Annotated in this window: 19 protein-coding genes; 9 read left to right on the top strand and 10 right to left on the bottom strand. The window is 46.0% G+C overall.

What is annotated here, in order from left to right:
- Positions 1-374 precede the first annotated feature (374 nt).
- Together J0M30_15150 and J0M30_15155 are read right to left on the bottom strand one after the other, a co-directional pair.
- A complete protein-coding gene (locus J0M30_15150) occupies positions 375-806 on the bottom strand; it encodes a hypothetical protein (GenBank protein ID MBN8668832.1) in 432 nt (143 codons plus the stop codon).
- Positions 807-1,227: 421 nt separating this feature from the next.
- On the bottom strand, positions 1,228-1,959 hold the full coding sequence (locus J0M30_15155; protein MBN8668833.1) for a hypothetical protein: 732 nt from the start codon (positions 1,957-1,959) through the stop codon (positions 1,228-1,230).
- A 339-nt stretch (positions 1,960-2,298) separates the two neighbouring features.
- Here J0M30_15155 and J0M30_15160 point away from each other — a divergent pair, with 339 nt between their 5' ends.
- Both J0M30_15160 and J0M30_15165 read left to right on the top strand, forming a co-directional pair.
- Positions 2,299-3,846 (top strand): YifB family Mg chelatase-like AAA ATPase, encoded by a 1,548-nt coding sequence (locus J0M30_15160; protein MBN8668834.1) that lies wholly within the window; start codon positions 2,299-2,301, stop codon positions 3,844-3,846.
- 75 nt (positions 3,847-3,921) lie between these two features.
- Positions 3,922-4,332: a hypothetical protein gene (locus tag J0M30_15165; GenBank protein MBN8668835.1), complete on the top strand. Its 411-nt coding sequence runs from the start codon at positions 3,922-3,924 to the stop codon at positions 4,330-4,332.
- A gap of 75 nt (positions 4,333-4,407) precedes the next feature.
- Here J0M30_15165 and J0M30_15170 read toward each other — a convergent pair whose 3' ends face one another.
- Entirely contained in the window at positions 4,408-7,809 is a 3,402-nt protein-coding gene (locus tag J0M30_15170; GenBank protein MBN8668836.1) for a glycosyl hydrolase 53 family protein, read from the bottom strand.
- Positions 7,810-7,860: 51 nt separating this feature from the next.
- Here J0M30_15170 and J0M30_15175 point away from each other — a divergent pair, with 51 nt between their 5' ends.
- Positions 7,861-9,705, top strand: a complete 1,845-nt coding sequence (locus J0M30_15175; GenBank protein ID MBN8668837.1) for an ABC transporter ATP-binding protein — start codon at positions 7,861-7,863, stop codon at positions 9,703-9,705.
- 92 nt (positions 9,706-9,797) lie between these two features.
- On the opposite strand, the gene J0M30_15180 is transcribed toward J0M30_15175, so the two are convergent.
- The 4 genes from J0M30_15180 to J0M30_15195 all read right to left on the bottom strand — a co-directional run bounded on the left by J0M30_15180 (position 9,798) and on the right by J0M30_15195 (position 14,862).
- Positions 9,798-10,235, bottom strand: a complete 438-nt coding sequence (locus tag J0M30_15180) for a DUF2721 domain-containing protein (GenBank protein ID MBN8668838.1) — start codon at positions 10,233-10,235, stop codon at positions 9,798-9,800.
- Positions 10,236-10,250: 15 nt separating this feature from the next.
- Complete coding sequence (locus J0M30_15185; GenBank protein MBN8668839.1) at positions 10,251-11,822, bottom strand: DUF1501 domain-containing protein; 1,572 nt, start codon at positions 11,820-11,822, stop codon at positions 10,251-10,253.
- A 10-nt stretch (positions 11,823-11,832) separates the two neighbouring features.
- Positions 11,833-13,506 (bottom strand): DUF1800 domain-containing protein, encoded by a 1,674-nt coding sequence (locus J0M30_15190; GenBank protein MBN8668840.1) that lies wholly within the window; start codon positions 13,504-13,506, stop codon positions 11,833-11,835.
- A gap of 180 nt (positions 13,507-13,686) precedes the next feature.
- Complete coding sequence (locus J0M30_15195; protein MBN8668841.1) at positions 13,687-14,862, bottom strand: acetyl-CoA C-acyltransferase; 1,176 nt, start codon at positions 14,860-14,862, stop codon at positions 13,687-13,689.
- 135 nt (positions 14,863-14,997) lie between these two features.
- On the opposite strand from J0M30_15195, the gene J0M30_15200 reads away from it, so the two are divergent.
- Genes J0M30_15200 through J0M30_15210 form a run of 3 tightly spaced genes read left to right on the top strand, consistent with a single transcriptional unit; the run spans position 14,998 to position 17,429 of the window.
- Positions 14,998-15,582 carry a hypothetical protein gene (locus J0M30_15200; protein ID MBN8668842.1) on the top strand — a complete coding sequence of 195 codons (585 nt, stop codon included), beginning with the start codon at positions 14,998-15,000 and terminating at the stop codon, positions 15,580-15,582.
- 7 nt (positions 15,583-15,589) lie between these two features.
- Positions 15,590-16,612: a quinone-dependent dihydroorotate dehydrogenase gene (locus J0M30_15205; protein MBN8668843.1), complete on the top strand. Its 1,023-nt coding sequence runs from the start codon at positions 15,590-15,592 to the stop codon at positions 16,610-16,612.
- 13 nt (positions 16,613-16,625) lie between these two features.
- Positions 16,626-17,429 (top strand): TerC family protein, encoded by an 804-nt coding sequence (locus J0M30_15210; GenBank protein MBN8668844.1) that lies wholly within the window; start codon positions 16,626-16,628, stop codon positions 17,427-17,429.
- Positions 17,430-17,512: 83 nt separating this feature from the next.
- Here the strand turns inward: J0M30_15210 and J0M30_15215 are convergent, their stop codons facing one another.
- Positions 17,513-18,220, bottom strand: a complete 708-nt coding sequence (locus tag J0M30_15215) for a 16S rRNA (uracil(1498)-N(3))-methyltransferase (protein MBN8668845.1) — start codon at positions 18,218-18,220, stop codon at positions 17,513-17,515.
- Positions 18,221-18,228: 8 nt separating this feature from the next.
- Positions 18,229-19,773, bottom strand: coding sequence for a replicative DNA helicase (gene dnaB, locus J0M30_15220; GenBank protein ID MBN8668846.1), 1,545 nt, complete (start codon positions 19,771-19,773; stop codon positions 18,229-18,231).
- Positions 19,774-20,106: 333 nt separating this feature from the next.
- On the opposite strand from dnaB, the gene J0M30_15225 reads away from it, so the two are divergent.
- From J0M30_15225 to J0M30_15235, 3 genes are read left to right on the top strand one after another with little or no spacing between them, the layout of a single operon-like run.
- A complete protein-coding gene (locus tag J0M30_15225; protein MBN8668847.1) occupies positions 20,107-22,533 on the top strand; it encodes a phenylalanine--tRNA ligase subunit beta in 2,427 nt (808 codons plus the stop codon).
- 6 nt (positions 22,534-22,539) lie between these two features.
- Positions 22,540-22,818, top strand: a complete 279-nt coding sequence (locus tag J0M30_15230; protein MBN8668848.1) for a hypothetical protein — start codon at positions 22,540-22,542, stop codon at positions 22,816-22,818.
- A gap of 4 nt (positions 22,819-22,822) precedes the next feature.
- Entirely contained in the window at positions 22,823-23,101 is a 279-nt protein-coding gene (locus tag J0M30_15235; protein MBN8668849.1) for a cell division protein ZapA, read from the top strand.
- Between the two features lie 82 nt (positions 23,102-23,183).
- On the opposite strand, the gene J0M30_15240 is transcribed toward J0M30_15235, so the two are convergent.
- Positions 23,184-24,341, bottom strand: a complete 1,158-nt coding sequence (locus J0M30_15240) for an AhpC/TSA family protein (GenBank protein ID MBN8668850.1) — start codon at positions 24,339-24,341, stop codon at positions 23,184-23,186.
- Positions 24,342-24,462: the final 121 nt, after the last annotated feature.

Here is a 24,462-nt window from a genome sequence, read left to right on the forward strand (position 1 = left end):
TGTACTTAATCACGATAATTTTCATCCTTATTGTTTTAACAAGTTAACATCCTGACCTATGGCACCCCTGCTCTCCTGAGTCTTCCCGTACCTCTTTAAAAAACAGAAGGCTGGCCGTTGTCTTACTAACTCCAAACTATCACAATTATAGTTCACCAGACTACGGCCCATCCAAACCACCGCCTTGAAAAAAATTCAATTATAATCTCTGTGTCTCTGTGGTCATTTCTTACCCAAATTTCCGAAAAATTACCTCTTCTGACCCCGAAAAGATCTCCCATAATACGGGCGATTTTCTTCTACGCTCGGTTAGAACTTAATTTGAAATGTAGATTTTAAAGATCGAGGTTAGCTGACCGAGACTTACTTAACATCTATTCTGAAACATTGCCAAACCTATTAGTCAAATAAAACAAATGGTCATCAGGATAATCCGGATGTTTACGAATAGATCCATTTGAAATTAGCTCATCAAACTGCTTATCAAATTCACCAGTTGAAATACCTTTTGATGTTAAATATTTCTTCAAGCGATAATTATCAAATCCGTCATTTCTCCCGCCAGGGCCAAAATCTATATCAATCTCCGTACCTGCATCCCTAAAATAACAACCTCTTCCATGAAAATTGTAAGATACATTCCCTATGGTTCCTGTTTTGGGGAGGATTTTTAAAATTTTCGCTCGTTGCAGACTTACGCTTTCCTTATAAGTACTCATTAACATGCTACAGTACTTGTTTGAGCATTCTAAATAATCTCTAATTAAAGGCAGTAGCTCTTTATCCATAATACCATTTACATTCATTTAAGATAATTAATTTCCAAACCCTCCGGGATACTTTGATACTATTTGAATAACAGATACTCCGCTGGCCGTTGTCTTACAAACTCCAAACTATCACAATTGTAGTTCACCAGACTATGGCCCATCAAAACCACCGCCTTGAAACAAATTCAATTATAATCTCTGCGCCTCTGTGGTTTTTTCTTACCTAAATTTCCAAAAAAATACCCATACTGATCCTATAGGGGTCTACCATATGCAGGGCGACCCTTTCAGGGTCTATAAACCTCGTGGAAACTTCTGGCTACAAACGGGTGGCCCATTCAGGGCCCCTGTAAACAATGCCTTACTTTGCGTAATCAATTGTCCCAAAATCGATTCTGGCCTTTGGCAGAAAAATTCTGCAGGCCTCTACCTGATCTTTGGAAAGATATCGGAAGAATTAGAAATCGAGGTTATTACAACCAAATAAGAAGCTGCGTTTACGCCTAACAACTTTATTTCTGATGATTTCACAATCAATGTTTTCATCAAAAAAACGATTGCCTTTAATAAATAAGTTAGACATTACTGAAAAGAATGTTTCTTCTCCAAGATGTATGTTGTCTGACCTGTATCGAACCGTAACTTCAATCAAAAGACTATCGCTTAACACACTATTAATCGTTAACAATGTATAATTCATGCTATTCTTATCTATTCCTGTAAACTTATTATAATGATAAACTCGGTCGCAGGTGGTGTTAACTAGTGCACAACTGTTAGAATTTACTTTTAAACTATTGTTTTTAACTTCTTGAAGCATTGCCTTATGATATTCAGCAAGATCAAAGTCTATATTCTCGGCTATCCCAATTTTTAACAAAAGCAATTTAGAGGTATCATCATGTGCAAATGCAACAAACTTACCTTCATCAGTATCAGTACTTAAGTAAACAGGTACGTTAGTTCTTATTGATGAATCTTTACTATAATACTGTACCCAAAAGATTGAATCCTTAAATGGGAAATAATATTTCCACAACCCCACTCGTACTCCATTTAAAAAAAAACCCTCTTGGCAAAGGTTATGGTTTTCTAATCCATAGAATTTCCATAGTCCTTTCTCCAAATGATTTGAATCTGCTGTTCCTTCAGCATAATAATCTCTAATCTCCAATTTATTCTCAGTCATATTGCATGAGACTACTATGCAAAAACTCAAAAAAAATAGAAAAAAGCTATGTTTACTCATTATTTAATATTTTTTACCCCCGCTCTCCTGAGTCTTCCCGTACCTTTTCAAAAAACAGAAACCCGCTGGCTGTTGTCTTATTAACTCCAAAATAACACAATTATAGTTCACCAGACTACAGCCCATCCTAGTCACAGCCTTTAAAAAAATGACTCCCCTTGCGCTCATTAATGTTCTCGCGTCCTGACGGTTAAACCACCGCAAACCGCCGGTGATTTTCACCAAAAACCCCGTTGCCTTTTCTGCTGAACACATCCACTTGTTTTCTACTTTCACTCCATGCTCGTAAGAACCTATGGAAGCGCTGTATATGGAGTAGAGGCCCGCACCATTACGGTGGAAGTGAATTGGATGGCCACAGGAAAAGAAAGTGTGGTGGTGGGCTTGCCGGATAGCGCAGTAAAGGAAAGCATGCAACGGGTGGAAAGCACGATCAAATCCATCGGGTTATTGATGCCCCGCACCCGTATCGTGGTCAACCTGGCACCCGCGGATCTGCGAAAAAGCGGAACGGCCTTTGACCTGCCCATGGCGATTGGAGTACTGTCTGCCTCGGATCAATTGGAAAATGGCAAGGCCATTGACAAATACGTTATCATGGGCGAATTGAGCCTCGATGGAGAGGTTCGTCCCATCAAAGGCGCACTCCCGATTGCTATTCAGGCACGCAAAGAAGGATTCAAGGGAGTGATCATACCCCATGCGAATGCACGGGAGGCAGCCATTGTCAACAACCTTCCCGTATTCGGGGTCAATCATATCAAGGAGGTTATAAAATTCTTTGAAAACGGAGAGAAGGGAATCCAGGCCACTACCATCAATACCCGGGAAGAATTTTTTAATGCCCAATATGATTTCGAAATAGATTTCACCGATGTAAAAGGCCAGGAGAATATCAAACGTGCCCTGGAAATCGCCGCTGCCGGAGGACATAATGCTATTTTGATCGGGCCACCAGGAGCGGGTAAGACCATGCTCGCGAAAAGATTGCCCACCATCCTTCCTCCGCTGAGTTTGAACGAAGCCCTCGAGACCACGAAGATCCATTCGGTGGCGGGAAAGCTTCCGGAAAACGCGACATTGGTTTCCCGAAGACCCTTTCGTTCCCCGCATCATACCATCAGCGATGTGGCCCTGGTGGGTGGCGGGGGCAATCCACAACCGGGTGAAATATCACTGGCGCACAATGGCGTGCTGTTTCTGGATGAACTGCCTGAATTCAAACGCACCGTCCTCGAAGTGATGCGACAACCCATTGAAGAAAGAAAAGTGACGATCTCACGCGCTAAAATGGCGATCGATTTTCCGGCCTCCTTTATGTTGATCGCTTCGATGAACCCCTGCCCCTGTGGATTCTATAATCATCCCGAAAGAGAATGTACCTGCCCTCCAGGTGGCGTACAGAAATACCTGAACAAAGTATCGGGACCTTTGCTTGACAGGATCGACCTGCATGTGGAAGTAACACCCGTCGCCTTTAGTGAACTGTCATCCCTTCGGCAAACAGAATCCTCGGCGTCCATCCGCGAGCGGGTGATCAAGGCGCGGGAGATACAGGCCGAGCGGTATAAAGAAAATACGGGCATCTATTGCAATGCACAAATTAGCAGCAAGATGCTCAAAGAAATTTGTGTGATTGATAGTGCCGGGGCAAATATGCTTAAATCGGCTATGACCAAACTCAATCTCTCCGCACGCGCCTACGACCGAATACTCAAAGTTTCCCGCACCATTGCCGACCTGGCAGGTACTCCACAGATCCAACCTGAGCACCTCGCCGAAGCAATTCATTACCGAAGCCTGGACAGGGAGGGATGGGCTGGTTGAAGGTAATAGTTTGCCTTCATCGTGGAAACACTTACTCAAAAACCAATTTTCAATCACTATTTTTAATTCAAATCTATGGGAATGATCTATGCAGAAATCGAGTTGCTGAATGCCAGCGATGTGTATCAGGCAAGAAAAAACTTAATTGACCACGATGAGGTAAAACGTATCCGCGTGAACATGCTAGTAGACACAGGCTCTTATGTATTGGCCATTAACCAAACGATCCAAGAGGTACTTCAACTACCTTTAATAACACGTCAACGAGTTTGGTTGGCAAGTAATAAGACTGAGGAACATGATCTGGTTGGTCCAATTGAGATAAGGTATCAGGACAAAACAACAAGCTGCAATGCCATTGTTCTTCCTGGTGATTGCGAACCCTTATTGGGAGCTGTGCCCATGGAAGCCATGGAAGTTCTTGTTGATCCTTTAAGACAAGAACTAATTGTTAATCCTGAAATTCGTCGCGGACGATACTTTTAATCCCTTTGCGCCTTAGCGTCTTTGCGGTTAAGTGCTTAACCGAGAAGACGCCAGGGCGCAAGGGAGCGCGAAGGGTTAATGGAGATAGTCAGAGGAAATTTGGTCGTATTTCTTCAAATAATCATTCGCCTTTCCATCACGGTCAAAGAAGGATTCCCAGGTACTGAGCGGCTCCCAAATACATGTGCCTTTGCCTTTTCCTCGGGGAAGTTCAAACACCAGTTTATTCACTTCCTCCTTCTTAGCCGAATACTCCACCACGATAATATCCTTGTCATACCGGTTGATCAGGTCCAGCATATTATCACGCAGGTCATCCAAAGTGCCATGCCACTTGGGATAATAGGAAAGACCGATCACATCAAAAGGAACATTTCTTTTGCGCATTTCTTCGAGGAAAAAAACCGTTTCTTCATTTTGTCCACCCAGGGCCAAATGAAGTAATAACACCGTGGAAGGTGCCACTGTTTTTACGGCCGCAACTCCGGCACTTACCAATTGGGCCATTTGATCAGGGTTGGCCACATTGCCTTCAGGCCATACAAGGCCATGATTGATCTCATTTCCCACCTGTACCATATCCGGGAGTGTCCCCTGTGCCTTTAGCTCGTTCATCACCTGAAGGGTATAATCATACAAGGCCTTTTTTAATTCACTCATTGAAAGCCCCCGCCAGGCATATGGTTTATATTGTTTGCCCGGATCGGCCCAGTAATCACTGTAGTGAAAATCCAGCAGGAATTTCATACCAGCCTCTTTTACCCGTTTGGCCATAGCCTTTGTATGAGCCAGGTCGCAAAAACCCTTTCCAGGTGAATAGCCACTATCCAGCGAAGGGTTATGAAATACACGGAGTCGCACATAATTGAACCCATGCCCTTTCATGATCGCGAGAACGTCCTCTTCTTTTCCATTTTCACTAAACTTAATCCCTCTGGCCTCAAGTTCGGGGAGAAAGGAAATATCGGCTCCCAGCATAGGAGTTGCTGATTGGGGTTTTGCCGCTTCGCCCTTTAATATATATGTGGGATCGAGGGTAACAGGTTCCAGGTTCTTCACCGGAACTGTAACAATATCCGTTGATCCACTCCATAACCCGGGCGAATAGGCTTCAAACTCGATCATGCCTGCTTCTTTCTCCGACTGAACGATAACCTGGCACTTGCCATTGAATACACTGCGCTGCCAGGCACCATCGGGACATTTATCAGGCTCATGACTACTTGGATCACCATTTCCTACTCCAATGATCTTTCCGGGGCCTTTGATGCGAAACCGGATCATGTTATTGGCATTGGAGACTTCCCTTCCTTCCCGGTCAATGATGCTGACATTCAAAACAGCAATGTCTTTTCCGTCGGCGATCATCGTGGTCTTGTAGGGGGTAAGCACGATCTCGGCGGGAGCGCCTGTCGTTTCCACCTTTGCTTTTAATATCCTTCCCTTTTTATACCCAATGGCCTCGAGTGTACCGGGGGCATAGGTTACATCCCATTGAAGGTGACCATTGCGGGGCATGGTCTTCATACCCAGTTTCTTTCCATTCAGCAAAAGTTCCACACTATCGGCATTGCTATTGACCCACACATCGATCACGGGTGCGGGCTGCCCCCATTTGATGGTCCAGTTCCAATGAGGCGAGATATTCAACACATCCTTATCCGTCCACCAACTTTGATAATAGTAATAATTGTTCTTTGGGAAACCACACACATCCATCACCCCAAAATGTGAATTGATATTGGGCCAGCGGAAAGGGGTAGGTTCGCCGCGATAGTCAAAGCCGGTCCAGATAAACCCACCCAACCAGTACTTGTTTTCTGCCGCCGGTTTCCACCAGGCCTCGGCTGTTGAAGCCCACCAGGGTGCATTCAGGTCATGATCATGCAGGTAATTGCGTATCGTGTCCTTCGCATATTCGCCTCGAGTAGACACCGTACTTCCCATCTCTGTTCCTATTATAGGTTGGGTGGGATGGTCTCGGTGATAATCGACCACAAAAAGATGCCGGTAATTAAACCCTCTGATCGGTATCACTTCATTTACTCCCGGAAATACATTGGCGAGATCGGAGGCATAGGTGCAGGTACGGGTGGGGTCCCATTGTTTTAATTTTTCAATCAGAGTTGCTGCAATCCTTTTCCCGTACGGCGTTGCCTGAATACCGAATTCCTCATTACCAATACTCCAAAGAAAAACAGAAGCATGGTTCCGATCGCGGTAAACCAACCGCTGTAATTGATCAAGGTATTCCGGACTGCTATTGAGCGACCGGTTCTCATCCATCACCAGCATACCCAGGCTGTCACAGGCATCGAGTAGTTCAGGCGTGGGTGGATGGTGGCTGGTCCGGTAGGCATTGCATCCCATATTCTTTAACAACCGGACGCGATAGTATTGCAGAGCATCCGGGACAGCGATGCCCACCCCGGCATGGTCCTGGTGATTATTGGTACCCATGATCTTCAGGTGCCGGTCATTCAGGAAAAATCCTTCATTGGCATCAAACCGGAATGTTCGTATCCCCATGCGGCCCGTTTCCCGGGCAATCTCTTTTCCATTTTGTTTAATGACCGTTATGACCCGGTAGAGATAGGGGTCATCAAGATCCCAAAGTCTTGGTCGGGAAACAGACAGCGCAAACTTCCTGGTAACCTCACCGGCAGCGGCGATCTGAATCGCCTCTTCCCTGGATTTGGCTATCGGCTCCCCTGCCCGGCCGGTGATAAAACTTTGAACGGTGCAGTTAACCGGTACAGATGATCCGTTCTTCACATGTGTCTCCACCTCTACCCTGGCCACTCCATTGCTGACCGTATTGTGGTAAAAATGTCCGCCTGGGGGTATATACACCGGTGCAGTTTGACGCAACCATACATGCCGGTATATGCCGGCACCTTCGTAAAACCATCCCTCATATTGGGAGGCATCTGCACGGACAACCAGTACATTCTCCCCGCTTGGGTTAAGGATATCCGTTATATTATATTGTTCGCCGATATATCCACTTTTTATATTCCCCACAAAGAAGCCATTGACCCAGATCATGGCATCCCGGAATATGCCGTCAAACTGAAGCAAATACCTATTACCATCCATCGGATTGGGTACCTGGAATCGCTTTCTGTACCAGCCAATGGTGGTTTCGGGAAAATGGCCGCCAACTGGTTTATATCCATGTCCATCAACATCCGGAGCAGGATGCTTAACGAACGGAAGTTCTACGGCCCAATCGTGTGGAATATCCAGTTTTCGCCAGGAAGTATCCACGAAATTGGGATCGATCGCCGTCCCAACGGCTGTACCCGATTTGGAGAAAATGGTTCGAATACCATAATTGAAGTCCTTCTCCGGGTTGGCTGCATGGCCAAAATGAAATCGCCAGTCATCGTCGAGGGGCCAAACCTGCTGACCGAAGGATGTCCCAAAAATCAAAAAACTACCGATAAGGATCAGGGATTTAGTGAGTGCGCACATGGCCTTGGGGGTTTTGGGTAAAGTAACATTTTTTTTCACGAACTTGGCCTGATGAAAATCCTCTTACATTATCTCAAACCCTATAAGTGGCTGGTGGCATTGGCTTTGTTCCTGGCGGCCATCAACCAGGTCTTTTCACTCCTCGATCCATTTTTCTTTGGTAAAATGTTTGACACCTATGCCCTCCACCCTTTTGAAGAAGGGAAATATGTGGTGCAGGAAGTGCTTAAAGCAGATGGCAAGGTCGACAAACAAAAAATATTTGTACCAACGGGTGATGGCAAAAGGACTGAATCCGAATTTATCTGGGGCGTCCTGAGTATGTTAGCCATTTTGATCAGTGTGGCCATGGTGTCACGGATCGCCAAAGCCTTTCAGGACTATTTTGGAAATGTGATCGTCCAGAAATTTGGCGCCCGCATTTTTACAGATGGGCTTAAACATTCCATGAAACTCCCTTACCAGGAATTTGAAGACCAACGTAGCGGGGAAACCCTATCCATCCTGACCAAAGTGCGTACGGATACGGAAAAATTCATCGTTTCCTTTATCAATATCGTTTTTGGATTGTTAGTTGGTGTTGTCTTTGTATCCATTTATTCGTTCTCTCTCCACTGGTCCATCATGCCTGTATATTTTGGCGGTATTGTGGTCCTGGCCCTGCTCACCAGTGTATTGAGTAAAAAAATAAAAGGGATACAAAAGAACATCGTAAAGGAAACAACATCGCTGGCGGGTTCCACAACGGAAAGTTTGCGGAATATTGAACTGGTAAAAAGCCTGGGGCTGACTGAGCAGGAGATCAACCGGTTGAATAATAATACCTATAAAATATTGGGGCTTGAACTGCGAAAAGTAAAAAGCATACGGACCCTCAACTTCATTCAGGGTACCTGTGTAAATGCCCTGCGACAGATCATCATGTTCATGCTGCTCTGGCTGGTATTTCAAAGTACGATTACGCCAGGGCAGGTGATGACCCTTATGTTCTATTCCTTTTTCATCTTTGGCCCATTACAGGAGATCGGGAATATCATCATCATTTATCGTGAAGCGGAAGCCTCGTTGACAAACTTCCATAACCTGATGCAGAAGAAACCTGAATCCCAACCGGAAAAACCACAACACCTGGGACCGATTCAGGAACTTGCCTTCCAGCAGGTTGCATTTAAACACCAGAGTGCCTCACAAAAAGCAATTGAGAATATCAGTTTCAAGGTTAGATCAGGGGAAACGATAGCCTTTGTTGGCCCTTCCGGTTCGGGTAAATCCACACTGATGAAATTACTTGTGGGATTATACCGGCCACAGGAAGGCAGTATCCTGTACAATGGCATGGATGAAAACGCGATCAGTTATGAAGACCTTCGCAACCAGATCGGGTTCGTAACCCAGGATACGCAATTGTTTGCGGGTACGATTCGTGAAAACCTGTTATTTGTAAACCCCAAGGCCACCGAAGATGACCTGAACGAAGTGCTGCGCAAATCAGCCTGTACCAACCTGCTTTCGCGTGCGGAAAAAGGATTGGATACCATGATCGGTGAAGGCGGCCTCAAACTTTCCGGCGGGGAGAAACAACGCTTGTCGATTGCGCGCGCCTTATTACGCCAACCCAAACTGCTGATCTTTGATGAAGCAACGTCCGCGCTTGACTCCTTGACAGAAGAAGAAATCACGGATACCATCAAGGATGTTTCTTCGCAACAAAACCAGATCACCATCCTGATCGCCCACCGTTTATCCACCATCATGCATGCCGACCGTATTTATGTACTGGAACAAGGCCAGGTGGCTGAAACCGGCACCCATGAGGAACTGCTTGGCGAAAAGGGATTGTATTATGCGATGTGGAGACAGCAGATCGGCGAAAGAAAAAAAATGAGCCTGGTTTAAATTCTGCCTATTCTGTGCTTTCCGTGTTTTGCGTGAGCTAATTTTTTCACAGTCCCGAAGCTTCGGGACACGGAATGCACAGAATAAATTACTTAGTCCTTCTTATTAAAAATATTTTTGAAAAAATTCTCCTGATCCAACCCTTCCATATCACTGATCTCGAGCTCTAGGGCCTTGGTGCTCTGTGTAATTTCCAATAAGGATATAAACAACGAGGCGAGAAGACTGAGCAGACTGATCGCAAATACGATCTTGATGGCTTGTGCCCATTCCATATACACGCCATACATGGTGATCACACAGCAAAGAAAGCTAAAGACGCCAAAAGCCTGCATTTGCCTGACCAGGTTGATCCGGCTGCGGAGGATCTTGATCTGTTGTAAGAGGAGATGATTCTTCTCCCCGCGCATGTACTCATCATGTAATTTACGGATCAGATTGGCCAGGGCCAGATATCGATTGGTATAGGCCAGCAACAAGAGGCTGATCGCCGGAAATAACAAGGCGGGGGTAGTAAAGGTGATCTCCATGCCGCAAAGGTAAACTTAGTCCCTCACTTTCAACATGGCCCTTACCTGTTGTACCGGACCATTCTGTAACCGGGCATAATACACCCCGGTAGCCAGGTTACCGCTATCAAACGTAACGCTATATAACCCGGGCCCGTTATACTCCTGGTCAACCAGGGTTTTGATCACGCGGCCCATCACATCAATGATCATGACAGAGGTATGTCCGCCATTGGTCTTGTATTGTATACTGGTAGAAGACGTGAAGGGATTAGGTTGGTTACGGATCAGCAATTGTTCCGGCATATCCGGAATGGTAGAGCTGCAGGAATTGGCTTTGACGATAGGCAGTGACTGATAATTTTTTAACATCACCATCTGCAGGTCATTGTTCTCCAGACAAAACCATTTCTCCAATATCGAAGCATATACACTTCGAAAATCATACTGAAAGGGAATGTTGTCATTCACACTCACCCCCGGTGGTATGATGGGATTGGATCCCAATACACCCGACTGTACATAATCCCCAAAGAGAATCATCGGTGCTGCGGCGCCATGATCGGTGCCAGTACTAAAATTGGATTTGATCCTTCTTCCAAATTCGGAGAAGGTGGCTCCCATCACGCGGCGATTAACCCCCAGGTATTTAAGGTCATCCATAAAGGCCTTGATGGCTTCGGAAACATTCCTTAGCAGGTTGGCATGGGCTCCTGTTGTGGTATCTGAACCATTGACCTGATTGGAGTGGGTATCAAAACCCTGAATATTTACCATGTACACCCGGGTCTTAAGTCCGCCGGCAATCAACCGGGCCACGATTTTTAATTGATCGGCCAGGTAATTATTGGAGGGATAGGTCAACTGCTGAGTAACCGAAAGCGCGGCTGATTTCACCACATCTGCATATTGCTGGGTCTGCTTATTGATGGTGCGGATGTAATTCAACTCGTACCCGGCGTAGGTATTGGGTACGGGCTCATCAATGCCATCGATCAGGTTATAAAAATTGGTGGGATCAGATATACTCATTCCCATACTAACCTGAGGGCCCTGGAAAGTAAAGGAGGTCAATGATCCAACCTGGATGCCCAGGGGATCAGAAAAAGTAGTGTTGGGGTAACCATCGGGAAAACCCGGGTATTGGTTGTCAAGATACCTTCCGGCCCAGCCGGTATTCAGATATTCATCACTATCTGAGCCACTCATCCATATATCCGTGGCACGGAAATGAGAGAAATTTGGATTGGGGTAGCCCACCGATTGTACGATGGCTGCTTTCCCTTCATTGAACAATTGTTGTATACCGGTCATGGAAGGGTGAAGACCTGTCTTGCTATTTCCTTGTAAACTTAAAATCCGGTTCTGGGGAATGGCCACATTGCTACGCGCTGCCTGATAAGCACCATAGGTATCAATAGGGATCACCATATTCAGTCCATCATTTCCTCCATTCATCTGCACCAATACCAGCACATGATCTGTATCCGTGGTAAAACCCAATAAGGACCGCACCAGCGGAGATTCCATGCCCAATGCCTTGATCGGCATCCCTTGTACCATGGCCGCCGCCGGCATACTCAGTCGCAAAAAGTTTCTTCTTTTCATGGGATGGGTTTTAGCTTAACTGGTACTCGGAAAGGTTCATGAAATATTTGTAGAGATTCCGTAGCCGGGTATAGACCACCTGAAAGGTTTGGGGATTGGGGTCGGCGATATAACTATTCCAGGCATTGGTCCAATAATGATCCTGCGTCTGCCCGGTCAGCAAAGCCTGGGTCTTGATCGCTGCCTTTGCCGTTGCTGACACATCAACCCGATAAAGAATATCCAGGGCATCATCAATCAGTTGATTCGGATCTTGCGGATTGGGAAGGTCTTTAGTAAAAGCCACCGGGTCAATGATCAGGGTATTCCCACCCTGAGTGTACCCGGAAAGGATCATGATATCCGTGAACAGGTTACGGAATGGCAGGGTATCTGAATTGATCCAGATTTCGTAGAACTGAGGTGTCTGATAAAAGGCCTTCCATCCCGCCACATCCGGCGGATCACCGATATCCTGTTGCAATACGGTGCCGACATCCTGTATGAATCCCCACATATTGTATTGCTTCGAAATATCGGAGGCATTAGGAAAGGCCACATTGAACTCGCGGCATAAACCGGTCGCAAATTCGATGGGGGATTTGATATAACAACCCCGGTTGGCCACATCAAAAAAATGATCACTTTTCAACAGGGTCTCCAATACCGGTTTGATCTCCCAGTTACTATTGCGCAACAATAAGGCCAGCGGCTCGATCACATTGATCTCGGTGGCGCTGTCTATTTTGTAATAAATAAAATGACGGTATAATTTTTTTACCAAATACCTGGACACTTCCACCTGCTTGCTGAAAATCATATTCAACAGGTCATCCAATTCCTGCATACCAGCCGTAGCCCCACTGCGGCCAGTGATGGTGGTATTATTATAAAAAGAAGAAAAGGTTTTATTGCCTGTATCATGCTGTCCGGCATCGAAATAAGCTACATTGTTTGTATAATCTATTTTCCATCCGGTCAACACGCGGGCGGCCTCTTTTACATCCTGTTCATTATAGTTGGGATTATTTTCTTTTCCCAGGGTGAACAGCTCCTGCAATTCACGTGAATAGTTCTCATCCGGTGCAGTTTTGTTATTGAGATAGCCGTTCAGGTAGCGTAACATGGCCACATCCAGGGTAACCTGTTTGACAAGGTCTTTGAAATTTCCCACTACATTTTGTCGAAGTAATTTGTGATGGTTGTAGGACCATATCGCAAGGTCAACTTCATTGGACTGTGTAGCAAAATGGTTATGCCAGAACAACAACATTTTTTCGCGCACATTCCGGTCCTGGTTTAATATCAATCCGGTCCACCAGGCTTTAAAAGAACGACGGCGTTTAAAGTTGGCTGTGCCGTCATACGTTGTTGTATTTACCCAGGTTTGCCCTTCGGCGATCCCAAGTTCAGGATCTCCGGTAGCAATATCATTGTTATTATAACTCTTGAGTGGTGGTGGCGGCGGGGTGTTATCTATCTGGAGTAATTCATCTACAGCCTGATCAAGAGTCAAACCGGAAAAATAGTTGACATCGGAGATCTTTGCTCCGAACATGGTGCGCTTTAAAAGGTGGATCACTTCGGTCTTGGTCCAGGGACCGGTATAAGGATTGATACCTGACCATGTCCTGACCGCATCCGTATGCACGACAGGGTTGGTCTTTGGCTGCTTTCGCAGGGCAAGAAAATCTCTTCGGTCCATTTTCCAGGGAGTTTAGCCGTATTCACTAGGACAAGAATTTTTGGCCGAGGTTACACGGAGACCTAAAAAATACCCTTTTTTTTCAAGAACTGCAAGCAGGGAGAGGGACGTGAGACGTGAGGCGTCAGACGTGAGTCTTCTCACGCCTCACGCCTCACGTCTCACGGCTCATGTCTCACGTTACAAATTCTCTACGATCCCTGCTATTCCCTGCCCGCCACCGACACATGCGGAGATCATTCCATATTTTTTATTCAACCGCTTCATATCATGGAGATTCTGGATGGTCAGTTTGCAACCGGTGCATCCAAGCGGATGTCCCAGCGCGATGGCGCCTCCGTTGATATTTACTTTGGATGGATCCAACCCGGCTTCGCGAATCACGGCCAGTGACTGCGAGGCAAAGGCCTCATTCAATTCAATGAGATCGATCTGGTCGAGGGTCATTCCGGCTTGTTTGAGTGCTTTGGGTATGGCCGCTACGGGACCAATCCCCATGATGCGAGGATGAACACCCGCCACGGCAGAGGTTACCAACCGCCCAATGGGTTTTAATCCCAGTTCATTGACCATGCGCTCACTCATCACGATCACAAAAGCTGCACCATCGGAGGTTTGCGATGAATTACCGGCCGTCACACATCCACCTGCAGCAAAAGCAGGTTTTAATTTGGCGAGGGCCTCCACCGATGTATCCGCTCTTGGTCCTTCATCGGTGTCTACAATATATTCCTTCTTTTTTCGCTTTCCATTTTCATCTACATATACCTGTTCCACATTGATCGGCAGAATGCCCGGTTTAAAATGACCATTTTGAATCGCACTGATGGCTTTCTGGTGTGATTGATAGGCGAACAGATCCTGATCCTCCCGGCTCACATTAAACTCCTTGGCCACCGCCTCTGCCGTTAATCCCATACTCAGATAATAGTCAGGTTCATCTTTGGCAATGGAATAGGCAGGTACGGTTTTCCACCCAGCTGTAGGTACCAGACTCATACTCTCTGTTCCTCCGGCGATAATACATTCCGCCATGCCCATCCGGATCTTCGCGGTAGCCATAGCAATGGTTTCCAATCCTGAGGCACAATACCTGTTTACCGTAACCCCGGGTACATCAATACCCAGCGCCCGGGCACTGATGATCCGGCCAAATTGCAAACCCTGCTCCGCTTCGGGTACGGCATTTCCTACAATCACATCGTCAACCCTTTTCGCTTCCAGTTGAGGAACCGATTGCATTAGGCCCCGGATCACGTCAATCGCCAGATCGTCAGGCCTTGTGAAGCGAAACGCTCCCCGCTTGGATTTACCTACCGCCGTACGATAACCGGCAACAATATAAGCCTCCTGCATAGTCTGATATTTTCAAATGACTGAAATAAGTAATAGTTGTTTATGCAACTTTCTATTTCAAAATTAATTCTTCCGGTCAATCCGGCAAACTTTTTATAAAGGGGAATATTATCTTCGCAGAATAACTTAATCCCAATGAGAAAATTTAGCTTCTCCCTTATCCTCGTTCTTTCGTTCTTTTTAACTATTCAGGCCCAACACGATCCCCGTTTGGTACAACGGTTGGATTCCACCTTGTTGGCCACACGCGCTATGGATTTTAACCGCATCCTTGATCTTACTTACCCAAAACTGTTTGATCTGGTAGAGCGGGATCAGATGAAAGCGGTTCTCCGCTCCACTTTTGATAATAATCAATTTCTGATCAGCCTTGATTCCTTAACGATTGCCTCCATATCACCGGTAATGACGGTAGGTACAGGACAATATGTAAAGATTCAACATACGATGCTCATGATCTTTCATTTCAAGGATACAGCCGGTAAGGAAAACATAGAGACTGAAAAACTGGTGGCAAACACCATGGCCATGCAATATGGGGATGAAAATGTGAAGTATGATGAGGTTACAAGATCGATCAGGGTTTTTACCAAACCTGAAATGATTGGGGCAAAAGATGATATCTCCCCGGAGTGGACCTTTGTCAATTACAAAAAAGGGGACATGATCACCGAGCTATTATTCAGTAAAGAGATCAGGGATAAACTGGCCGAAAACTGATTTTCCCATGTACACCTTACTTCGCAATTTCCTCTTTCTGTTTGGTCCGGAGCAAGCGCATCATATTTCCATGAAACTCCTGAAGCTGGGCTGCTCCTTTCCTATTATCCGTCAAATGATCGCACGGCAGTTTACCCCGGCAGACAAACCAGTTACTGCTTTTGGTATCCGGTTTCGCAATCAAATTGGATTGGGTGCCGGTTTTGATAAAAATGCCAAATACCTGCGCGAGTTGGAAGCACTTGGTTTTGGCTGTGTGGAGATCGGTACGGTTACCCCAAAGGCACAGGATGGCAATGAGCGACCCCGATTGTTTCGACTGCCTGCCGATAAGGCACTGATCAACCGGATGGGTTTTAACAATGAAGGCGTGGAGGCTGTTGCCAAACGCTTGCGTAAATGGAAAGAAAAAAAACATGTGCTGGTCATCGGTGGCAATATTGGAAAGAATAAGGTCACGCCCAACAACGATGCCTGGATGGATTACGAGATCTGTTTCAACGAACTCCATCCTTATGTCGATTATTTTGTGGTCAATGTCAGTTCCCCAAATACACCCGGTCTGCGTGAACTACAGGAAAAAGAATCCCTCCGCAAGATCCTCACCAACCTGCAATGCCTGAATGATGAGAAGACGGTCAAAAAACCCATCTTGTTAAAGATCGCCCCCGATCTTACCCGGGAACAATTGGATGATGTGGTAAACCTGGCCCTGGAGATCGAACTCGACGGGATCGTGGCGACCAATACTACCATTTCCCGGACGGGATTGCGTACCCCTTCGGTAGAAGTGGAAAAGATGGGAGCCGGTGGATTGAGTGGCGCACCGGTCCGAAGCCGGAGCACGGAAGTGGTGGAATATCTGTTTCGAAAATCAAATGGAAAACTCCCCATCATCGCCTCGGGTGGTATCTTTGTTGCCGCCGACGCGCGCGAGAAACTCAGGGCAGGGGCCTCCCTTATCCAGGTATGGACCGGTTTTATTTACGAAGGACCGGGTATCCTGAAGAATATCTGCCGCGGTCAGTGATCAAATAATTTACATGGAACACTTATTTACATCGGAAAGCATCATCAGTTTTGTTGTCTTGGTCATTCTTGAGGTCGTGCTGGGCATAGACAACGTGATCTTTGTCAGTATCATCATGAACCGGCTGAAAAGCCTCAAAGAACAAAAAAGAGCCCGTCGTATCTGGATGATCACAGGCATCCTCTCACGCAGCTTATTGTTGATGGGATTGGGATGGCTGCTTTCGCAAAAAGGAAAAGCGGTATTTACCATCTCCGGAAAAGGATTCGATCTGGCCAGTCTGGTCATGCTATTGGGAGGATTGTTCCTGATCTATAAGGCAGTCAAGGAAATCCATAACAAACTGGAAGGGGAAGACCCCAATGCGGCGACAAAAAATGCAAAAGGTATCAGCTTAGGCCAGGCCATTGCCCAGATCATGCTCATTGATGCCGTATTCTCCTTCGACAGCATCATCACTGCCGGTGGAACAGCCAAACATGTAGAGATCATGATCGCGGCTGTAGTGATTGCCATGACCATTATGTTTTTATTCAGCCCCCGCATTGCCGGTTTTATCCATAAACACCCCACCTTGAAAATGCTGGCGCTTTCCTTCCTTGTCATGATCGGTCTAAGCCTGATCATTGAAGGATGGGATAGCGAAGCGGCGCACCAGTTGCACCTGAAAAATTATATCTACTTCGGTATGGCCTTCTCTTTTGTGGTAGAATTGTTGAACATGACCATGCGCAGCCGGGAGAAAAAGAATAAGGCGCATGTGGTGAAATTGAACGAACCCGTGTTGGAGCAGGATGACTCACCGCAAAGAACATAAGAACGCAGAGAAACGCAGAGATTTTTTTGAAGGAATAAATATCTTCATATATATCTCTGCGTTCTCAGGTTCTCTGCGGTGAATCATATTTTCAATAACATAAGCCCGACAACCCCTGCTGTCTCCGTTCTTAACCTCGTATCACCCAGCGACACCGGCGAAAACCCTTTTTCCATGGCCAGTTCGATCTCCTGCTTTGTAAAATCTCCTTCGGGTCCGATCAGCAGCAAGCGGTCATTGCCTGTATTTTTCTGCGCAGCAAGACCTGATTTTTCACCCTCGGCACAATGAGCAATAAACAGGTCGTGATTATTAAAAGATTGTTGAAGATAAGCGCTCATCTCTATTGGTTCCTTTAGTTCAGGCAACCAGGCCTGTTGGCTTTGGATCATCGCGGCTATGCAGATGCCTTGCAATCGGTCCTGCCGAAATTTCTCGCGTTCGGTGCGCGCGCAGATCAACGGTTGAATAACCGAAACACCGATCTCCGTAGCTTTCTCGAGGAACCACTCAAAACGACTGGCATTTTTTATAAGGGAAATAGCGATGGTGATTCGGGGAGAAAAAGGAGCTGCACTTTCCACCTTTTTAATGATCACCCTACAGTGTTTCTTATGTTCTTCTTCGATTTCGGCAAGGATAAAATGGCCTTTCCCATCGGTCAGTTGTAGTAGCTCCCCTTTTTTCATCCGCAATACCTGAATGATATGGCGTGAATTTTCTTCTCCCAGATCGAGACGGGATTCGTTTTGAAAGGCAGGAATATAAAATAATGGAAGCTGCGTTTGCATGATAAGAATTAGAAAGGATCTTCATCCCCCATATCCAGGTCATTCATTTTGCTACCGGTTTGGTAGAATACTTTAGGACCATCATCATCTTTCACCGGTCTCCAGTTTCCTCCAGGCATACCAAAATCCGATTCACCACCATCCTCAATAAATTTCTGGATATGCAGCAGGGCCCTGAGTTTGATCGTTTCAAGGGAACCATTCCGGTGTTTGGCGATCCGTACATGGGTTTCCCCCTTATTGCTCTCCCCCATTTCATTGGAGGTGATATCATAGTATTCAGGGCGGTAAAGGAACATAACCATATCGGCATCTTGCTCGATCGCTCCCGATTCACGCAGGTCACTCAACTGAGGCATCTTGTTTCCTTCCTTTCTGGTTTCAACCGCCCGGCTTAACTGTGACAGGGCGATGATCGGGATGCTCAGTTCTTTTGCCAGGCCTTTCAGGTTTCGGGAGATATTACTGATCTCCTGTTCCCTGTTTCCTTGCCGGTTATCATTGGTACCACTCATGAGCTGGAGATAGTCAATGATGACCATTCCGATATTGTGTTTGTTTTTGAGACGACGGCATTTCGCCCGCAATTCAAAAATATTCAGGGCAGGAGTATCATCTATAAAGATCGGCGCCTGTGCCAGGCGTTGAATACCCCGTGCATATAATTGCTTCATTTCATGCTCTTCCATTTTACCGCGGCTGATCTTCTCCAACCAGATCTCACTTTCAGCAGAAAGGATCCGTTGCACCAACTGACCGGCACTCATCTCCAGCGAAAAGAAAGCAACCGGTGTGGGTTTGTTTGCATTGAGGCCGGCGTTTCTCGCCAGGTTAAGGGCAAAGGCAGTTTTACCAACGGCAGGACGTGCCGCCAAAATGATCAGGTCGGTATTCTGCCATCCATACGTAACACGGTCAAGTCCGGGGAAACCACTGGGCACACCCGTAACATCTTCGTTTTTATGCCGCAGGTCTTCGATCCGTTGAATGGTTTTTACCAAAACCGAATCAATGGTATCAAAGTTTTTCCGCAGGTGATTATTGGTGATCTCAAATAATTTGCTTTCCGCATCATCCAGCAGATCGAATACATCAGTGGAATCTTCAAAGGCATCACCAATGATCTCTCCACTGATACGTATCAGTTCGCGCTGAATGAATTTCTGCAATACAATACGGGCATGTGCCTCGATATTGGCCGATGATACAACAGTGTTTGTCAAACGGGTTACATAATAGGCCCCGCCAACCATATCCAATTCTTCTCTGGTGCGGAGTTCTTCCGATACGGTCAGGATATCGATCGGCTGGCTTTTTTGTGCCAGGGATTGCATGGAACGAAAAATCCGCTGATGCGCTTCTACATAAAAACATTCGGGCTTCAGTATCTCCACCACAGCATCAAAGGCATTTTTTTCCAGCATGATGGCGCCTAATACGGCTTCTTCCAATTCCTTGGCCTGTGGGGGAACTTTGCCATAGACCATGGGGGTCAGGTCTGGCACATTCTTCTTGCGTTGCTTCCGGTCGCGATTCAGGTTAGTAAGGTCCATAGTCTTAAAGATTGACTCTTTTTGACCTTCGGGTTCGTATTCCAGCCTTGTGTTAAGTAAATATTACCTCCGTGTGATGGAAATGTTATCCGATAGTCTGAACGGCGAATTTAAAGGCAAGTAAATTGCCTTCCATGAATTGCCGTATCATTTTTTACCTACCCCACTCCCATCCCTATTCACCCGTTATCCACACCCAAAACAGGTTAATCCACATGTTTTCCCAGGTCATCCACAAGTTACTCCAATTTTGGCGAATGGATGTCCCTTGTTAATAATCAATAATTAATAATTAAAAATCCATAATTTGCCCCCCACGTTTTACATACAACCATGAAGATCTCATACAAATGGCTTAGTGAATACCTGCCTGTGGACCTGGAACCCGAAAGACTCAGCAGGATACTGACTTCCATCGGTTTGGAAGTGGAGAGCCTGGAAAAATTTGAAGAAGTTAAAGGCGGGTTGCAAGGACTGGTGATCGGTGAGGTATTGACCACCGAAAAGCATCCCAATGCAGATAAATTGACGTTGACCACCGTAAACATTGGTGCAGATTCTCCTCTGTCCATCGTATGCGGGGCACCGAATGTTGCAGTAGGACAAAAGGTAGTTGTAGCTCCTGTTGGCGCCACCATTTACCCCACCCAGGGCGAACCGGTGACCATGAAACTGGCCAAGATCCGTGGCAGTGAAAGTCAGGGCATGATCTGCGCGGAAGATGAGATCGGATTGGGAACATCCCATGCAGGTATACTGGTTCTCCCGGCTGATGTAATGGTGGGAAAACCGGCTGCTGAGTATTTCAAACCCTATTCAGACTGGGTGTTTGAGATCGGTTTGACCCCCAACCGCATGGATGCCATGAGCCATTGGGGTGTGGCCAGGGATGTATGTGCCTATCTTTCCCATCATGATAAAAAGGATCTGCGCGCAAAGATCCCGGTAACCAATGGCCTGAAAGCCGACAACCTCGAATGGCCCATTCAGGTGAGTATTGAAAATACACAGGCTTGTAAACGGTATAGCGGTATCAGTATCGCCAATATTACCGTTAAGCCCTCACCGGTCTGGATGCAACAACGGTTAAAGGCCATAGGCTTGCGACCGATCAATAATATTGTCGACATCACCAATTTCATTCAACACGAAACCGGTCAGCCGCTACATGCCTTTGATGCAGAGAAAATTGGCGGAAAAAAGATCCTGGTGAAAAATCTTCCGGAAGGCACTCCGTTTGTGACCCTCGATGAAAAGGAGAGAAAACTCAACGCACAGGACCTGATGATCTGTGATGCTTCGGAGGGAATGTGTATTGCCGGTGTATTTGGTGGCGTACATTCAGGTGTTTCGGATAGTACCCGTCATATCTTTTTAGAAAGTGCCTGGTTCAATCCCATTGATATCCGCAAGACCTCTTTCCGTCATGGATTACGCACCGATGCTGCCACGCGATTTGAAAAAGGGATCGATATTTCCAATACCGTCAATGTATTGAAAAGGGCCGCTTCGTTGATCAAAGAATTCGCTGGTGGACAGATCGCGTCGGAGATCGTAGATATCTACCCTCAACCTGTGGAGAAGACCAAGGTGGGTATAAAATATCATTACCTGAAAAAGCTATCGGGTAAGAATTATCATCCAGATACCGTCAAACGTATTTTGGAAAGTCTGGGTTTTGAGATCACCAAAGAAGGGATTGATGAACTCTGGGTGGCTGTACCTTATTCCAAACCGGACATTAGTCTGCCGGCAGATATCGTTGAAGAGATCGTGCGCATCGACGGACTTGATAATATCACTATCCCGACCTCGATCACGATCTCCCCATCCACCGAAGAGAATTATTTCGCGGATACACTCAAGGAAAAGATCGCCAATTATCTGACCGGTCTTGGGTTCAATGAGATCATGACCAACTCCATTACCAATTCCGCCTACTATTCTCCCGAAGAGTTGGCCGAAACGGTGAAGATGATCAATAACCTGAGCGCGGAACTGGATATACTACGCCCTTCCATGCTGGAAACAGGTTTGGAATCGGTAGCGCATAACCTCAATCGCAAAAACCTGGACCTGCGGTTTTTTGAGTTTGGAAAAACATATCGTGTCATTGCTCCCGGCCAATACGAGGAAAAAGATCATCTCACGCTCTATGTCACCGGAAATAGCCAGACCAGTTCCTGGAAAGGAAAATCCGTTGGGTCTGATGCCTATTATCTGAAAGGGGTATTGGAGGCATTATTCAGCCAGGCAGGTGTGGAAAAACCACAATTCCAGAGCAAGGAAAATGAAAAGATCAGTGGCGCACTCGTGGCCCGGTCAATGGAACAGGACCTGGCCCTGACAGGTACGGCGGCACCATCTTTATTACAACGTTTTGATATCAAACAGCCAGTCTACATCGCGGATATTGACTGGACCAATTTTACCAATAAAGCCGCACTGGGCAAGATCCAGTATATGGAGTTGGCCCGTTTCCCGGCGGTAAACCGTGATCTCGCGTTGGTTGTAGACAAGGCGGTGGCCTACGAACAGGTGGAAAACTCGGTGAAAAAGTTAAAGCTGGATAAGCTGAAAGATGTGCAACTCTTCGATATTTTCGAAAGTGATAAATTGGGAGCAGGTAAAAAATCCCTGGCACTTAGCTTTACCTTCCAGGATACCGAAAAGACGCTCACGGATAAGGAAATCGAAAATTGGACCGGTAAGATCATTCAAACCCTCGAAAAAGAACTCAACGCCGAGATCCGGAAATAAATTCGCATGGAAGAACAAATCAAACGCATACAGGAAAAGATCCAGCAATTGCTCAGGCATCAACAACTGCTCCAAAAGGAGAATAAGGAGTTGAAAGGAGCGCTGGAGAAAATGCGGGCGGAATCTTCCCAACAACAAGACATCATCCAGGACCTGAAACAAAAAGTGGAGATCCTCAAGATCAGTTCAGGCAAATGGGAGGAAGGCGATAAAAAACAATTTGAAAAAAGGATCAATTCCTATATCCGCGAGATCGATCGTTGCATCACCCTCTTAAGCGAATAATACCATGGCTGATACACTCATTCCTGTTTCCATCGTTATCGGTGACCGGAGTTACCGCATCAAGATCAACCCGGCCGATGAAGAGGTTGTGCGAAAAACAGTAAAGACCATCAATGACAAGATCGTTGATTTCAAAACCCATTTCGCCGGCAAAGACATGCAGGATTATGTGGCCATGGTACTCGTTTGGTTTGCCACCGAAAAAAACGAACACCTTAGCTCTGTAATGGAGGAAGAAAAATGGAAGGAAGGGTTGGCCCAGATCGAGAAACTGTTACCATGATTACACGGATTTCACTGATTAAACGGATTATTAAAAATCTGTTTAATCAGTGAAATCCGTGTAATTAATGTTGCACAAGAAATTAGAATGTCTTTCCAACCACAATCAACTCAGCCAGCTTAGCCTCTAACTCCTCCCCTCTTAAGTTTTTAGCAATGATCTTTCCCTGTGGGTCAATCAGTAAATTTTGAGGAATGGCCTTGATACCGTATTGCTGTGCAACGGCATTATCCCAGTATTTCAGGTCGCTGACATGTGACCAGGTGAGTTTATCGTCTTCAATGGCTTTGAGCCATTTGTCTTTTTGTCCTTCCCGGTCAAGGGAAACACCCAGGATATTGAACCCTTTTTCTTTAAACTTATTATACGCTTTAACCACATTGGGATTCTCCACCCGGCAGGGACCACACCAACTGGCCCAGAAGTCGACCAATACATAACTTCCACGGAAAGAGGAAAGCGAAACCGGTTTACCATTGGGATCATTTTGGGTAAAATCCATGGCTACCATACCGATACCGGTTTTTTTGGCGGTATTGATATCCTCATGCAGGGTTACGGCGGTGGGATAGGCCTTGTACTTCTCTGGCAATTGATTCCATAAAGGCTCAATTACCTCAGGTTTGATATCCCATCCCGCAGCACTTTTAAGCATATAAACAGCGAGGGGGCTTTGTGTATTTTTCTTGAAATATTCTATGCGACTGGCATTCTCTTCTTCATCCAGTTTTTCCATTTCATCCTCTACCTTTTTCTTTCCTTCTGCATCTTTGGCTTTGTTAAAGGCAGTCCACTGTTCGCCAAGGGCATTTTGTTTTTGGGTAAATGGTTCCAGATAAGTGTTGAGTTTTTTATATTCATCATGAGCCGCTGATCCTTTAACCTGCACATTCGCAAATGAATCAATATGGCTCAGTTTGATCTTTCCCGAAGCCGCGAAGACGGTAGCATAGTCCCGGTCAAATTTAATGGCGGGTCGACTGCCATCAGCCTTGGATTTATAGGCCGGGTAAAGCGTGATCATGGTTGGCTCGGCCAGAACAGCGGAATAGCTGAATTTATTATTTACTACTTGGACACTGTCGTGGATCCTTGCGCCATTGTTGCGATAGGAAAAATGGATCCATTCGGCCTCCAATGCCAGATTTTCAATTGTACCCGACATTTTTGCGGGGGCCGGGGATTTTTGGGCTTGGCCAAAAAGAGGCATGGATACCAGCAGGAACAGGATTTTTCTCATGATAAAATTTTAGAATGAACTGCAATTTTAATGTTTTTGGGGCTTTATTCCGCTCCGATCGTCATTTTCACGGGGCAAAGGTTGAATTTCATGCTATTCCGTCTGTTTTGTATCTTCGCTG

Source organism: Chitinophagales bacterium (genome assembly GCA_017303415.1).
Classification (GTDB): Bacteria; Bacteroidota; Bacteroidia; order Chitinophagales; family Chitinophagaceae; genus SpSt-398.

Excerpts from the sequence above, each read along its gene's own strand:
- J0M30_15195 (MBN8668841.1), bottom strand. The coding sequence starts at position 14,862 with ATGCAGGAGGCTTATATTGTTGCCGGTTATCGTACGGCGGTAGGTAAA.
- J0M30_15160 (MBN8668834.1), top strand. The coding sequence starts at position 2,299 with ATGCTCGTAAGAACCTATGGAAGCGCTGTATATGGAGTAGAGGCCCGC.
- J0M30_15235 (MBN8668849.1), top strand. The coding sequence starts at position 22,823 with ATGGCTGATACACTCATTCCTGTTTCCATCGTTATCGGTGACCGGAGT.
- J0M30_15175 (MBN8668837.1), top strand. The coding sequence starts at position 7,861 with ATGAAAATCCTCTTACATTATCTCAAACCCTATAAGTGGCTGGTGGCA.
- J0M30_15230 (MBN8668848.1), top strand. The coding sequence starts at position 22,540 with ATGGAAGAACAAATCAAACGCATACAGGAAAAGATCCAGCAATTGCTC.
- J0M30_15210 (MBN8668844.1), top strand. The coding sequence starts at position 16,626 with ATGGAACACTTATTTACATCGGAAAGCATCATCAGTTTTGTTGTCTTG.
- J0M30_15190 (MBN8668840.1), bottom strand. The coding sequence starts at position 13,506 with ATGGACCGAAGAGATTTTCTTGCCCTGCGAAAGCAGCCAAAGACCAAC.
- J0M30_15200 (MBN8668842.1), top strand. The coding sequence starts at position 14,998 with ATGAGAAAATTTAGCTTCTCCCTTATCCTCGTTCTTTCGTTCTTTTTA.
- J0M30_15165 (MBN8668835.1), top strand. The coding sequence starts at position 3,922 with ATGGGAATGATCTATGCAGAAATCGAGTTGCTGAATGCCAGCGATGTG.
- J0M30_15185 (MBN8668839.1), bottom strand. The coding sequence starts at position 11,822 with ATGAAAAGAAGAAACTTTTTGCGACTGAGTATGCCGGCGGCGGCCATG.
- J0M30_15155 (MBN8668833.1), bottom strand. The coding sequence starts at position 1,959 with ATGACTGAGAATAAATTGGAGATTAGAGATTATTATGCTGAAGGAACA.
- J0M30_15150 (MBN8668832.1), bottom strand. The coding sequence starts at position 806 with ATGAATGTAAATGGTATTATGGATAAAGAGCTACTGCCTTTAATTAGA.
- J0M30_15225 (MBN8668847.1), top strand. The coding sequence starts at position 20,107 with ATGAAGATCTCATACAAATGGCTTAGTGAATACCTGCCTGTGGACCTG.
- J0M30_15215 (MBN8668845.1), bottom strand. The coding sequence starts at position 18,220 with ATGCAAACGCAGCTTCCATTATTTTATATTCCTGCCTTTCAAAACGAA.
- J0M30_15180 (MBN8668838.1), bottom strand. The coding sequence starts at position 10,235 with ATGGAGATCACCTTTACTACCCCCGCCTTGTTATTTCCGGCGATCAGC.
- J0M30_15170 (MBN8668836.1), bottom strand. The coding sequence starts at position 7,809 with ATGTGCGCACTCACTAAATCCCTGATCCTTATCGGTAGTTTTTTGATT.
- J0M30_15240 (MBN8668850.1), bottom strand. The coding sequence starts at position 24,341 with ATGAGAAAAATCCTGTTCCTGCTGGTATCCATGCCTCTTTTTGGCCAA.
- dnaB (MBN8668846.1), bottom strand. The coding sequence starts at position 19,773 with ATGGACCTTACTAACCTGAATCGCGACCGGAAGCAACGCAAGAAGAAT.
- J0M30_15205 (MBN8668843.1), top strand. The coding sequence starts at position 15,590 with ATGTACACCTTACTTCGCAATTTCCTCTTTCTGTTTGGTCCGGAGCAA.